The sequence below is a fragment of the Weissella thailandensis genome (assembly GCF_001932615.1).
In the GTDB taxonomy this organism is placed as follows: Bacteria; Bacillota; Bacilli; order Lactobacillales; family Lactobacillaceae; genus Weissella; species Weissella thailandensis.
The window spans coordinates 171,164-184,622 of the sequence record NZ_CP014332.1; the positions used below are offsets into that span (position 1 = coordinate 171,164).

The window sequence follows — 13,459 nt, forward strand, 5'->3', positions numbered from 1 at the left end:
TTGATATTGACGATTATGTCGTGTACGATATAATTATCAGAAAGGAGATCATATATGTCTAATAAAGATACACTGTATGATGAATTGTGTTTGTCTGTATATACTACAAATCGTTATTTTCATCATTTATATGGAGAGGTTCTAGGAGATTATGACTTGTCTTACTTGCAGTATATGTCATTGCTTATCGTCTATAAAAATAAATCTGCTAAGTTAATGGATGTCGGTAAAGCATTAGATCTATCAAGTAATACACTTACACCAGTAATTGATAGATTGGTTAGTAAAAAATGGCTTATCAAGGTACCTAGTGAAGCGGATCGACGTGTAAAATATTTAAAAATATCAGAATCAAAGCGTTTAGTTTTTGAACAAATATTATTGAATATTGCAATTATACGAGATGAATTGATTGCAACTAGTACCAAACCAGTATCTACAATTATTTCTGAAAATAAAGTTTTAAACGAGACATTACAGAAAATGATTTTAGCACGTAAATGGGAGAATCAATTAAATGGATAACTATGATGTAATATTTATTGGGAGTGGTCATGCAGCATGGCACGGAGCACAAACCTTATCAAGAGCTGGTAAAAGAGTTGCCTTGGTAGAAGAAAATAAAGTTGCTGGTACTTGTACCAACTTTGGATGTAACGCTAAAATCTTGCTAGATGGTCCAGCAGAATTAATCCATCATTTGCATCACTATCATGGAATAGGAATTGATGAAACACCAAATATTACTTGGCCAGAATTAATGGCATACAAACATAAGGTAATTGATCCGTTGTCCGAAGGCCTTGCACATATGCTTTCAGTAGATGGTATTGATATTATTTCAGGACATGCCAAATTTACGGATGTAAAAACATTGATGGTAAATGATATAACATACCAAGCAGATAAATTTGTTATTGCTACAGGACAAAAACCTGCAAAATTACCTATTCCTGGTAATGAATTATTACATGATAGTACTGATTTTTTGGAATTATCAGAAATGCCACATTCAATTGTGTTTATCGGTGCAGGGTATATTGCAATGGAATTTGCATCAATTGCTCGTGCTGCCGGTAGTGAGGTGACTATAGTTGAATATAGTGAGCATGCACTTTCTGGTTTTGATAGTGAATATTCGCAAGAAGTTGTGAGAGATATGATTAATAGGGGTATTAAATTTGACTTTAATCAACGTGTTTCTCAAGTAATTTCGACAGAAAATAATCAGTATATTCTTGAAACAGCTCAAGGAAAAAAGTACACGACTGAATACGTGATGGATACAACTGGACGTATACCTAATATTGAAAATCTTGGATTAGATGCTGCTAACGTTGAATATAATAATCATGGTGTCGTTGTTAACGACTATCTACAAACGTCTAATGTAAATATTTATGCTAGTGGCGACGTTATAGATAAATTAATACCACGCCTTACACCAACTGCAACGTTTGAATCAAACTACATTGCTAGAATTTTATTAGGTGATTCTAATCCTATAAAATATCCTGTTGTGCCATCGGTTGCGTTTACCCTGCCGCGATTAGCTCAAGTTGGTGTCACAGTTGGTATGGCAAAAAATGACCAACAATTAAAGATATACGAAATACCATATGGTAAACTTATGCGTTTTCAGACTTTGAATGATGAAAATGCCAAGATAAAAATTATTCTCAATAAAGACAAAAGATTAGTAGGTGCTTCGATAATTGGCGATTTCGCGCCAGAGATCATTAATGATCTTGTTCAGGTAATAAATCATCAATACACTTCTGAAGATATTCAAAATCAAATTTTTGCCTTTCCGACACATTCTGGTATCTTGTTGCCTATGATTGCCCAGTATTTAGCTTAGGAGAATAATAATGAAAGCAGCCATTATTAAAGAATATGGTGATGTAACTCAACTTGAGGTTACTGATATAGATAGGCCTATCCTAAAAGAGGATGAGGTGTTAGTAAAAAATTTTGCTAGTAGTATAAATCCGATTGATTATAAAGCTCGTCAAGGTTTACTTCAATCAATATTTAAATGGCAATTTCCAGTAGTATTAGGTTGGGACTTAGCTGGAAAAATTGTTGCTTTGGGAGATAAAGTACAAGGCTTTAAAATTGGAGATGAGGTATTTGCTCGGCCAGATATAGATCCTATTGGTACGAACGGATCTTATGCAGAATATACGGCTGTAAAAGAGGATAAACTAGCGTTGAAGCCTGAAAATATTAGTTTCGAAGAAGCAGCTGCAGTTCCTCTGGCAGGCTTAACAGCTTTACAAATGTTAAGACAACTCAATTTAGAAGCTGGTCAAAAAATACTTATCCAGGGTGGTGCAGGTGGCGTAGGTATCTTTGCAATCCAATTAGCAAAAATATTTGGCGCTTTTGTTGCTACTACTGCTAGTGAAAATAACACTGAATTTGTGAAGTCGTTAGGTGCGGATTTAGTAATAGACTATCATGAAAATACAATCACTGAAGTACTATCTGATTATGATGCTGTTTTAGACACGGTTAATGATATAGAGGGTGGTATTAGTATTCTTAAAACTGGTGGAAGTTTTGTAACGATTTCCGGTGCGTTGACTGAAGAACAAAAAGAGATGTCAGATAAGCATATAATGACTGGCTGGTTACAGCCAAATGGTGAAGACCTTAGTTTCTTAGGCAAACAAATTAGAAATAATAATTTGAAGATTGTGATTGATAGCACATATCCGCTTACAACTGAGGGAATACAATCTGCCCAAAAGCGTAGTGAAACACATCATGCTCGTGGAAAAGTTATTGTTAAGATAAAATGATGCACGTAATTTCTGTCACAGGAGAAAAAATTTATGATTGAAACTATTTTGATAGCTATTGTGAGCATTGAGGCAATAGGTATTATGATTTTAGAAATGTTTGGAGCGCCTAAACAACAAGCAAATGCATTTGAATTAGATGAATCTTTTGTTAAAATGCCTGAAGTTAAAACTTTATTAGCCAATCAAGGAATATATAATGGCCTTTTTGGTGCATTGATTATTGGTACACTCGTGTTTTTAAAAGGGCCACAGCAAACAACAATGTTGGAATTAGAAATGTTGTTTGTGGTTCTAGTAGCGATTTATGGTAGTCTAACAGCTGCTAAAAAAATACTCATCATACAAGGATTACCTGCTTTTTTAGCTTTTATGGTTTTAATCTTCTAATCTGAGTTAGATAAAATTAAAGCTAGTGCAACTAGTATCATGAAATTCAGCACTAGTTATGAAACATGGCAAAGTGTAACAGTTACTAACTGAAGTTAAATAAAATCAAGCCCACTGAGCTATGCTAAATTGCATAACTTAGTGGGCTTTTTTGTGTTGTAAATGAATCTTTAAATTTGTAGCATTTTTTGTAGCACTGATAAAAACAATTAATAGTAATTATTATCTATTTATATAGTAGAAAACTGTTAAAAAAAGAAAAATATAGCGTACTATTTTTTACAATTTATTATATTTTGCCCCCAGTCGGCATGCGTGTAGCTCCTATAAATCTTGTTATCAAGGTTTATAGGAGCTTTTTTGTATACCAAAACTTTTTAAGATTATCATGTATGCTTGCATAGGTGCTTTGCACTATGAGACCTTAGTATTAGGGAAAGTATCATGGGATTTTTTTATGTCATTAATCCATTTTTGCAGATTAAATTTGACAATTTATTGTATACTATCATATAAGAATTATAATTCAAAAAGAAGAATTGGGGAGACTTCAAATGAATAAAAAATACTTTGGCGTTATGACAGTCAACGTTACTGGGGTAGAATTGTTGATTGTTAATTTAAAAACACACAAGTCTCTTGAAAAAGTTGTAAAAGAAATTAATTTGGGTGATGATGTCTACCATCAACAACCAGTTAGATTTGAATCAGTTAATAAAATTGTTGAAGCACTAACTGGCTTTATTCAGATACTACGTGATTATGGCGTTGAAAATTATCAATTATGGGGTAGTCAGGCTTTATCACAGGCGCTGAATGCTGACTTTATGGCGGATCAGTTTTTCTTACATACAGGTATTGAAGTTCGATGGCTATCAATGAGTGACGAAGCTTATTATCGTAATCAAAACATTTCTCTGGAACTTAAAAGAGATCATGAGGATAGTGAAGGTATTGCCTACCTGGTTGGTATTACCTCAGGAAATACATCCGTTACTCGTTTTGATAATGGTGACTTTGTAACATCGACTAATTTTGCAATAGGACCAATCAAAATTTCAGAAGATTTAGAAAGTTTACGACAATCTGCACCAAACTCTATTAGTGTCTTGAATGATTATATTGATAGCAAATTAAAGGATTTTGATATTGGTATTCTTGGTCATGTTGCATCAGAAAAAGCAAATTCCCAAATTATTCTATTAGGGACATCGCCGATTAAAAATTTAGTCACACAATACCTTAAGCAGGAGAAGAAACCAGCTTTTTCGATTGCGGTTTTTAATGATTTAGTTGATGACATGGTAGATGCTTCAGACCAGTACCTGATTAATCAGCTGCAGGTTAACGAAGATGCAGTACCACTGATATTGCCAGAATTATTATTGATTCGGCGGATTATTCAGTTAACTAGTGCTAGACAAATTAGTTTTTCAGACTCAGAAATTGTTGATGGTATTGTTAACGATGAAGAAGTTGCTCTCGGTTTTTCAAAACATGATTTTACCGATCAAATAATTACCATGGCTGTAAATTTAGCTGACCACTATGATGTTGAACCAATCCATCGTGAACTTGTTACTAAATTTGCGCGCCATTTATTTATTCAATTAAAACCACTCCATACATTGGGGAAGCGAGAGTTGGTATTATTAGAAATTGCTGCTATTTTACACGATGTGGGTAATTATATTGGTGTCCACTCTCATTACTTGCATTCTGAATATATTATTAGACATTCGGATCTTATTGGTCTATCTAGTGAAGAATTGGAAATCGTGGCTGCAATTGCGAAGTATCATAGTTCAACTACGCCAAGTGAGGATTTGAGTCATTTTAGCCAAATTTCTGCAGATAATAGACGATTAATTTCAAAGCTAGCGGCAATTCTGCGTTTAGCAGATGCATTAGATGATGATCGCCAGCAAAACATTAAGAAAATTTCAGTATCAATAAAAAGTAAAAGTGTCGTGATTTCAGCATACAGTAATGACAATTTGGCCTATGAAAATTGGATTTTTAATTCTAAAAGTCATTTCTTTCAAGAAACATATGGCTTAAAAGCAATATTGAAACAGAGGGGGGGGTAAGTAATGACAGAAATTGATTATGAAGACCCACAATTTTACACTAACCGCGAGTTGAGCTGGTTAGATTTTAATGATCGGGTGCTTGAAGAGGCACGTAATAAGCATAATCCATTATTAGAACGACTCAAATTTTTGGGAATTACACAGAGTAATATGGATGAATTTGTGATGGTTCGGGTGGCCTCTTTAGCAAAGTTAGTTGAAGTCAAATGGGATGGCCATGATGCGTCAGGATTGTCAGCAGCCCAACAATTAAAGGCTGTTAATGATAAAGCCCATGAACAATTAGTCAAGCAATATACGACGTTGAATCGTATTTTGTTGCCAGCGATTAAGCAGGTGGGTATTAATCTATTACGAGTTGAAGAATTAAATGATGAACAGTTGCAATTCATAAAGAGTTATTTTCATGATGAACTGTATCCGGTTCTAACACCAATGGCAGATGATACATCTCGTCCTTTCCCATTTATTGGTAATGATACGATCAACTTATCATTACGCTTGAGTAAAAAGGGGCATGATAAGTCGTTATATGCGACACTGCAAGTACCAAGCATTTTTCCACGTGTTGTCAGACTACCAAAGGCAGAGAATGATTTTATCTTATTAGAAGATATCATTAAGAAATTTGTTGACCAATTATTTGTTAATTACGATATTCATGATGTATCTACTTTTCGAGTCATTCGTGATATGGATTTGGATGTGGCTGAAGAAGATACATCTGATTTATTGAAAGAAGTGCAACAGCAGTTAAAGTTGCGTGAACATGGAAAAGTTATTCGGTTAGAAGTTGAATCTGATATTAGTAAAAAGTTGCGGAAACGGCTGGTACGTGAATTAGGAACTGACGAAGATTCGGTTTATGAGGTTAATGGTCCGGTTGATCTAAACTTCCTAGGTAAACTGTATAGCACAGTAGCTGACAAAGATGAATTAAAGTATCCGCCATTTCAAGCCTACCAGGATACAGATCTCAATGATGAGCATAATATTTTCGAATCGATACAAGAACGAGACCGGTTAATGCAGCATCCATATGATAAATTTGATTCAGTGGTGGAATTTATTCGTCAGGCATCTATTGATAAAGGTGTATTGGCAATTAAGATGACCCTATATCGGGTGTCAGGGAACTCACCAATTATTAAATATTTGGGTCGTGCAGCACAAAATGGTAAACAGGTGACTGTTTTGGTTGAGGTTAAAGCACGGTTTGATGAAGAAAATAACGTGCACTGGGCACGTCAACTTGAACGCATGGGATGTCATGTAATCTATGGGTTGGTTGGCTTAAAAACGCATTCTAAACTATCCTTAGTTGTACGGCGTGAAGAAAGTGGTATTCGACGATATGTTCATTTAGGGACCGGAAATTATAACGATAGTACAGCCCATTTCTATACGGATATTGGTTTGTTAACAGCAAATAATAATATTGGTGTCGATGTGACAAATATATTTAATATGTTATCTGGTTATTCTCGGCCACCATACTTTCATAAACTTCATATTTCGCCCAATGGTATTCGAGAATTTATTATTGATAAATTAGATCAGGCCATTCGTTATGCACAATTCGGTCGGCCAGTACATGTTCAAATGAAGATGAATTCTTTGTCTGATCAGGAAATGATTGCTAAAATGTACGAAGCATCGCATGCTGGTGTAAAAATTGATTTACTGATTAGAGGTATTTGTTGTTTGAAACCTGGTATTAAAGGCATCAGTGAGTCAATCAGTGTACATTCAATTGTCGGCCGCTTTTTGGAGCATAGTCGAATTTATATTTTTGATTTTGAAGGTGAAAAGCAAGTTTATTTATCGTCAGCTGATTTGATGACAAGAAACTTAAATCGACGGGTTGAACAACTGTTCCCAGTTGAACAACCCGACTTGGCACAACGTGTTTTATCAATTTACCGTACATTATGGCAGGATAATGTGAGAACACGGGTACTCGATGTCGATGGCACATATAATCGGGTCGATCGTCGAGGTCGAGCTTCATTAGATGCGCAAGATTATTTTGCTGTGCAAGCAACACAGTGGGCAGAAAAACAACAGTTGGATTTACATAAGCAAAATCCAAACCAGTTTCAACCTATGATGAGCCCAGAAAATCAACATGATCCGTTTGGTGAGGAAAGATAATCGATATAATAGATAGAAAGGAAGTTTAATGGAAAACTTTGTAGTAATTGATTTGGGATCTAATTCAGTTCGAATGACAATTACCCGTATTAATGAAGATGGTACGCATGAAACAGTGACTCATATGAAGGAGTTTGTGCGTTTATCTGAAAATATGGGTGAAAAGAAAATTTTACAACCAGCAGCTATTGAACGAACAATGAAGGCTTTGCATTCATTCAAGGATATCTATAAAGAATTAGATAATGTGCGCATTAAGGCCGTTGCAACAGCCGCGGTACGTCAGGCATCAAATCAAAAAGCGTTTTTGAAACAAGTAAAGTCAGAGATTGGGATTAATCTAGAAGTTATTTCAGGTACGCAAGAGGCCTATTATGACTATATCGGGGTTACTGAAACTTTGCCAATTACCAATGCCATTCTAATTGATACGGGTGGGGCAAGTATTGAAATTGTGCTCGTTCAGAATGGTAAAGTGACTAACCTAATTAGTATTCCAATCGGTTCTGTTACTATTTCTTCCGAATATGATTTAGGTAATCACGTCTCGGCTTCTGAATTATTTAAAGCGGTTATTTCAATTAATGAAATTTTCCAAAATATTTGGTGGTTAAAGAATGGTTTGAACCTGCCAATTATTGGTTTGGGCGGTAGCAATCGTACGCTTGCTAAGATTAACCGTCGTCGTGATCGACTGTTCAATATGGAAGAAGTTCACGGTTATCAAATTAAAGATACGCAAGTAAACAAAACATTTGAGGACATCATCAGTTTGGACTTTGAAGGACGTAAAGAGGTACCTGGTATCAGTAAAGATCGTGCCGATATTATTGTTGGTGGTTTGATACCTGTTATTCTCTTAATGAATTATTTGGATTCTGAAAAAATTACTTTCTCAACGAGTGGATTAAGAGTTGGTATCTTGTATGAACGCCTGCATGATATCCTGCGAGAAAATGTTGCCAATCAATAGAAAATATTAATAACTAGTTTAGTCTAAACGTCTGAAATCTATAATTTCTTAGATTTCAGACGTTTTTTATGGGTCAAACAGATTGAAAATTCTTTGTTAATCATGTTCGTGTGAAAATGTTGACAAATTTGAGATTTCAAGCTAATATTATTTTTTGTGAGTGACATACTTACATTATCGTATCGTGATGACGGCACTGAGGTCACACCTGTTTCCATACCGAACACAGTAGTTAAGCTCAGTAGCGCCAAAAGTAGTTGGAGGATCGCCTCCTGCGAGGATAGGACGTCGCGATGCATCATTCCGAATTAGCTCAGTTGGTAGAGCACACGACTGTTAATCGTGCTGTCGTCGGTTCGAGCCCGACATTCGGAGTTCAATGGCCATTCCAGGTGGATGGCTTTTTTTATACAATTATTTCGAGGGGGCAAACAAATTGAAAATAAGAAGTGAAGAAGAAATACAACAATTAGTAGATGCCTTACATGAAGCACAAAAAGAAGCGGACAAATGGCGTACAGGTGCAGAAATTTATCAATCACAAGCGACTGAGTTACAAGAAACCATGCAGCTAATGGCGGAAGAAAATGAACGTTTACGTCAGGAAAACGAACAACTACATCAGGCCACAGATGGTCAAGGTAAATCAGTTGTGTTAAAACCTGTACAAAAACCTGAAACTTCTAGGCAAGAGTTGGCACATCATGAAATTATTGAAGATGCATTGATTAATAAAATACAGCAGTTAGAACAAACCTTAGCCAATAGATAAAAAAATAAGCCGAGACATTTTATCTGTCTCGGCTTATTTGCATTTAAAACTAATTAATGATGAATCGTTAGCCAACAGGTTGTAAGTTACGTAATGTGACATTAGGGTCTAAAATACCTGATGGGCCAGTAAGTTTGTAACGTAGATAACGGTCAACGTCCAAATTAAGTGCAGAGTCTAACTGTTCTGTTGTATAATCTTTGATGTAGACAGGGCCCAGATCACTATCAATCGTAACATTGAAGTCATCTGATAGATCGCTATCTTGGCAAAGGACTAAGTTGAAGGCCACATCAAAAGTACATGTGGCAGCATCTGAAAATGGTCCAACACCATCGTCTAAGTCAAGTGCGATACGAGTATCTGTCGTTATTAAGGGTTTAATCCGCTTTTGTGCGGTGTTAGAAAATGTTAAATACATGTTATTGTCCCTCCTCATTTCTGCTCATTGTAGCACAGGTTCGGATGATAGTTAACAATTAGGAAGGAGTTCACGATGTTTCATTTAATTTGGGTACTTATTATTGGTGCAGTTATTGGTGCAATTGCAGGAGCTGTAACGAAAAACGGTGGTTCTATGGGTTGGATTGCAAATATTGTCGCTGGTTTAGTTGGTTCATGGTTAGGTGAGCTGGTACTAGGATCATGGGGACCAAATGTTGCCGGTATGGCGATTATTCCATCGATTATTGGTGCAGTTATTGTGGTTATTTTAGTTTCTTGGTTGCTTAGTCGAGCAAAATAGGTAATGAGAGAGGTGTATTGTGGTTAAACAAGGGCATTATGCAGGTGTCAGCGCTAGTAAGAAAAGTCGTCAGCTGAAACAGCATGCTCAACGTCAAGCCAACGCCATGATTGACAGGTCAACAGTTGCTGACTTTTTGCAAGGTCGTTATGTTTTAACACAACGGGCAACATCTGCGCTAGTTGACGAAACCATGCAACGTTTTTTAGCAGAGTGGGCTGAACAGGGAGTTGAGACTTCTGAGGATGGATTGTGGGATATGGATAAGATCACGGTTCAAACGCTGGCGCAAATTGCCATTAAAGTGCCTTGGCAGTTTTATGCAATTATTATTGGCCAGTGGTCAAAATTTTCTCGCTTTATAAAAAAGGAAGTTCCCGCATTACCAACTAAACAGGCGGTTCGTTTGATGAACCAAGACATGGATATTACCAGTGTCATTGGTCAACAATTAGCTGTTAATTGGTACCTCACACGTTTTTCAGGAACTAACCAGTTGGCGACTGTAACGAATGATAATATTCAAGAACTGGCAAAATCGTTTATCGATCAAGACGGAATTAGCTGGCAAAATGTTGCCGTTGTCTATTCCACAACACCATTTACAGTTGAGACAAGTGATCAGTCATTGCAACAGTGGCTACAGTCATTAACTGATTTAACTGTCGATCAATTATGAAATTAATCAAAAAAGACACTAGCACAACATAGGCTAGTGTCTTTTTTGTATAATGTAGTTGTATTATAAAATAATATAGAATACTATCACGATTATTCGCGACTATCTTCAATTGTGCCACGTATGCGCTCAACGACCGCTTGGGTCTTATCTCCTAGTTGCACACCAACCAGTGTGAACAGACTGTCCATAATAGTTAATTGTGCAATTAAAGATGACATTGATTCACTACGAATATTAACTTCCTCGGCTGCGCTAGCTAAAGTTAGTGAAGCAAGCTTGGCTAGTTCAGACTTGGGATGTCCGGTAATCGCAATAGTTTTAACGTTGTTTTCTTGAAGTTGTCTAGTAATATTCAATGTGCCATGATTACGACCAGAGTGCGAGATAACAATCGCAACATCTTGATCCGTCATATGAACGGCCTGCATTAACTGCACGTCATAATCTGGATGTTGTTCAATGTGTAAGGGTGTCCTTAAAAATTTATGATAACCGTTTAAAGCGACGATTGATGAACCACCAATCCCAAATAGGCCAACATGATGAGCATTGATAAGCCAGTCAGTTGCTAGTTGCCAGTCCTCTGGTTTAATGAGATTGACAGTCGCTTCCAAAGCGTTTTCTGCACCACTAAAAACTTTTTGAACAATTTCGTTTTGGTCATCAGTCTGGTCGATTTCGCCGAAAAAACTATTTTCGGGAACGGGAAGGCTAGCCAAACTGAGTGAAAACTCACGAAATGATCCAAAACCAACGCGCTTAACAAACCGGGAAACGGTCGCGGTTGATAAGCCCACTACATTGGCCATTTCTTGAATGGTTAATGAACGTACTTCGGTAGGGTTTTGTAAGATAAATGCAGCGATTTTATTATCTGATCCAGTCAGTTGGTCGCGCATTGATCGTATTCGTGCAAATCCTGATTGTGCCATAATTTCTCCTTCTATGCTCTAATTATGGCACAAAATGACACAAACTCAAACAAAATGAAAAGATTTTACAATAAAAAGCTTGCAATATGAAAAACTTTTGCATTATAATAAGAGTGTAGAAAAAACAAAAGAAAAAAGGGGTACAGACATGAAGTTCGCAATGATCGGCCTTGGTAAGATGGGCTTGAACTTGGTAAAGAATGCTGTTGACAATGGTCATGAGGCTGTTGCTTATGATTTGAGTGCAGACTCAGTAAAGGAAGCTGACTCATATTCAGACGCTGTTACTGGTGTTACTGACTTAGATGATATGTTGGCAGCTTTGCCATCACCAAAAGTAGTTTGGGTAATGGTTCCAGCTGGTAAGCCAACTAACTCAACAATCGATACATTGATCGAAAAGATGGATGCTGGCGATATCATCATTGATGGTGGAAACTCAAACTATAAGGATAACTTGGAGCAAAATAAGCGTACAACTGCTGCAGGTATCAAGTTCTTTGATGCTGGTACTTCAGGTGGTATGTCAGGTGCTCGTAACGGTGGAAACTTCATGATTGGTGGAGACGACGCTGAAGCATGGAAGACTATCGAGCCTTTGTTTGAAGGTATTGCTGAAAAAGATGGTTACCTATACACTGGTGAATTAGGTTCAGGTCACTACTTGAAGATGGTTCACAACGGTATTGAGTATGGTATGATGCAATCTATTGCTGAAGGTTTCGAAGTTTTGGAAGCCTCACAATACGATTACGACTACGAAGCCGTTGCTAAGTTGTGGAACCACGGATCAGTTATCCGTTCATGGTTGATGGAATTGGCTGAAGAGCAATTCTCAAATGATCCTAAGTTGGACAAGATTTCAGGTGTTATGCACTCATCTGGTGAAGGTAAGTGGACTATTGAAGAGTCATTGGACTTGCAAGTACCAGCACCTGTTATTGCTTTGTCATTGATGATGCGTTACCGTTCATTGCAAGAAGATACGTTTACTGGTAAAGTCGTATCAGCATTGCGTAACGGATTCGGTGGACATGCTATGGACGCTGCAAAGTAATTTTTACCTTGCTAGACCTATAAAATATTTTTGATTGTGAAAGTGGAGACTGGGACATGAATAATGTGCCGGTCTCTTTTTTTGCTGTACTAGCGTATAATAGTAGTATTAACCTAGAGGAGTTATCATGGAATATACACTAACAATTGATGTATCTTTGTTGTCAGTTAAAACGACATTGATTGATGAAAATAATGCACAGCGTCAACATGAACTGCCATTGGCAACGACTTATGCAGAACGTGCAACGATTACACCAGACCAAATTTATAATCAGACGCTTGCAGCCATTAAAGAGGCCAATAAGCTGTTGTTAGATAGCCCAGCTGCCAAAATTGAAGAGATTATTTTTTCAGAAATTTCTCTTGATGGTTTAATGCCACTAGATAAGAACTTTGAACCATTAATGCCGGTTATTTACGGTCAAGATACGCAAAAATATGTTGATGCTTTGATAATGAATGGCGTCACTGGTCAACTACAACGTAAAATGGGCTTATCGTTGTTGGATAGGACGCCTTTTGTCTTAATTTTATGGTTAAAAAACGAACAACCAGATATCTATGAGAAAGCTGTGCATTACATGAGTTTGCAAAGCTACATTATTTACCGTTTATTTGGTAAAAATATTATTTCGCGGGCTTATGCTGCACGAACAGGATTATATGACTTAGTAACTGATGAATGGGACACACAAGCATTGGCGCTATCTGGCTTGACGACAGCAGCCTTACCTGAAGTGACTGATTTTTCTGATCAGACGTTTACTATTTCTGATGAAGTTGCGACCCGAACAGGGATTAGCGTTCTTACAACATTTCACCTTAAATAAAGTATGCTATAATAATTAATGT

At 36.7% G+C, this 13,459-nt stretch carries 14 protein-coding genes, 1 tRNA gene and 1 rRNA gene; 14 read left to right on the forward strand and 2 right to left on the reverse strand.

The genetic code is table 11. The features are described from left to right. Positions 1-54 precede the first annotated feature (54 nt). From FOL01_RS00930 to FOL01_RS00975, 10 genes are all read left to right on the forward strand, one after another. Entirely contained in the window at positions 55-525 is a 471-nt protein-coding gene (locus FOL01_RS00930) for a MarR family winged helix-turn-helix transcriptional regulator (RefSeq protein WP_075268881.1), read from the forward strand. Further along, positions 518-1,861: a dihydrolipoyl dehydrogenase family protein gene (locus FOL01_RS00935; RefSeq protein WP_075268882.1), complete on the forward strand. Its 1,344-nt coding sequence runs from the start codon at positions 518-520 to the stop codon at positions 1,859-1,861. Before FOL01_RS00930 ends, FOL01_RS00935 begins: the two co-directional genes overlap by 8 nt. Before the next feature lie 10 nt (positions 1,862-1,871). Next, on the forward strand, positions 1,872-2,807 hold the full coding sequence (locus tag FOL01_RS00940; RefSeq protein WP_075268883.1) for an NADP-dependent oxidoreductase: 936 nt from the start codon (positions 1,872-1,874) through the stop codon (positions 2,805-2,807). Positions 2,808-2,840: 33 nt separating this feature from the next. Continuing rightward, positions 2,841-3,197, forward strand: a complete 357-nt coding sequence (locus FOL01_RS00945; protein ID WP_042493117.1) for a DUF1304 domain-containing protein — start codon at positions 2,841-2,843, stop codon at positions 3,195-3,197. 554 nt (positions 3,198-3,751) lie between these two features. After that, positions 3,752-5,287 carry an HD domain-containing protein gene (locus tag FOL01_RS00950; protein ID WP_075268884.1) on the forward strand — a complete coding sequence of 512 codons (1,536 nt, stop codon included), beginning with the start codon at positions 3,752-3,754 and terminating at the stop codon, positions 5,285-5,287. A 3-nt stretch (positions 5,288-5,290) separates the two neighbouring features. Then, positions 5,291-7,444: an RNA degradosome polyphosphate kinase gene (locus FOL01_RS00955; protein WP_075268885.1), complete on the forward strand. Its 2,154-nt coding sequence runs from the start codon at positions 5,291-5,293 to the stop codon at positions 7,442-7,444. A 28-nt stretch (positions 7,445-7,472) separates the two neighbouring features. Next, complete coding sequence (locus tag FOL01_RS00960; protein ID WP_075268886.1) at positions 7,473-8,417, forward strand: Ppx/GppA family phosphatase; 945 nt, start codon at positions 7,473-7,475, stop codon at positions 8,415-8,417. A 180-nt stretch (positions 8,418-8,597) separates the two neighbouring features. Then, positions 8,598-8,714, forward strand: a 5S ribosomal RNA gene (rrf, locus tag FOL01_RS00965). Positions 8,715-8,719: 5 nt separating this feature from the next. Further along, positions 8,720-8,792, forward strand: a tRNA-Asn gene (locus tag FOL01_RS00970). A 61-nt stretch (positions 8,793-8,853) separates the two neighbouring features. After that, positions 8,854-9,189 (forward strand): hypothetical protein, encoded by a 336-nt coding sequence (locus tag FOL01_RS00975; protein WP_237342638.1) that lies wholly within the window; start codon positions 8,854-8,856, stop codon positions 9,187-9,189. 67 nt (positions 9,190-9,256) lie between these two features. Here the strand turns inward: FOL01_RS00975 and FOL01_RS00980 are convergent, their stop codons facing one another. Beyond that, positions 9,257-9,610, reverse strand: coding sequence for an iron-sulfur cluster biosynthesis family protein (locus tag FOL01_RS00980; RefSeq protein WP_075268887.1), 354 nt, complete (start codon positions 9,608-9,610; stop codon positions 9,257-9,259). Between the two features lie 75 nt (positions 9,611-9,685). Here FOL01_RS00980 and FOL01_RS00985 point away from each other — a divergent pair, with 75 nt between their 5' ends. Next, positions 9,686-9,934, forward strand: coding sequence for a GlsB/YeaQ/YmgE family stress response membrane protein (locus FOL01_RS00985; RefSeq protein ID WP_075268888.1), 249 nt, complete (start codon positions 9,686-9,688; stop codon positions 9,932-9,934). A gap of 19 nt (positions 9,935-9,953) precedes the next feature. Further along, on the forward strand, positions 9,954-10,613 hold the full coding sequence (locus tag FOL01_RS00990; protein WP_075268889.1) for a hypothetical protein: 660 nt from the start codon (positions 9,954-9,956) through the stop codon (positions 10,611-10,613). A gap of 92 nt (positions 10,614-10,705) precedes the next feature. Here FOL01_RS00990 and FOL01_RS00995 read toward each other — a convergent pair whose 3' ends face one another. Beyond that, entirely contained in the window at positions 10,706-11,548 is an 843-nt protein-coding gene (locus tag FOL01_RS00995; protein WP_075268890.1) for a MurR/RpiR family transcriptional regulator, read from the reverse strand. A 148-nt stretch (positions 11,549-11,696) separates the two neighbouring features. On the opposite strand from FOL01_RS00995, the gene gnd reads away from it, so the two are divergent. Then, entirely contained in the window at positions 11,697-12,605 is a 909-nt protein-coding gene (gene gnd, locus FOL01_RS01000) for a phosphogluconate dehydrogenase (NAD(+)-dependent, decarboxylating) (protein WP_075268891.1), read from the forward strand. Positions 12,606-12,732: 127 nt separating this feature from the next. Beyond that, positions 12,733-13,437 carry an FGGY family carbohydrate kinase gene (locus FOL01_RS01005; RefSeq protein WP_075268892.1) on the forward strand — a complete coding sequence of 235 codons (705 nt, stop codon included), beginning with the start codon at positions 12,733-12,735 and terminating at the stop codon, positions 13,435-13,437. Positions 13,438-13,459: the final 22 nt, after the last annotated feature.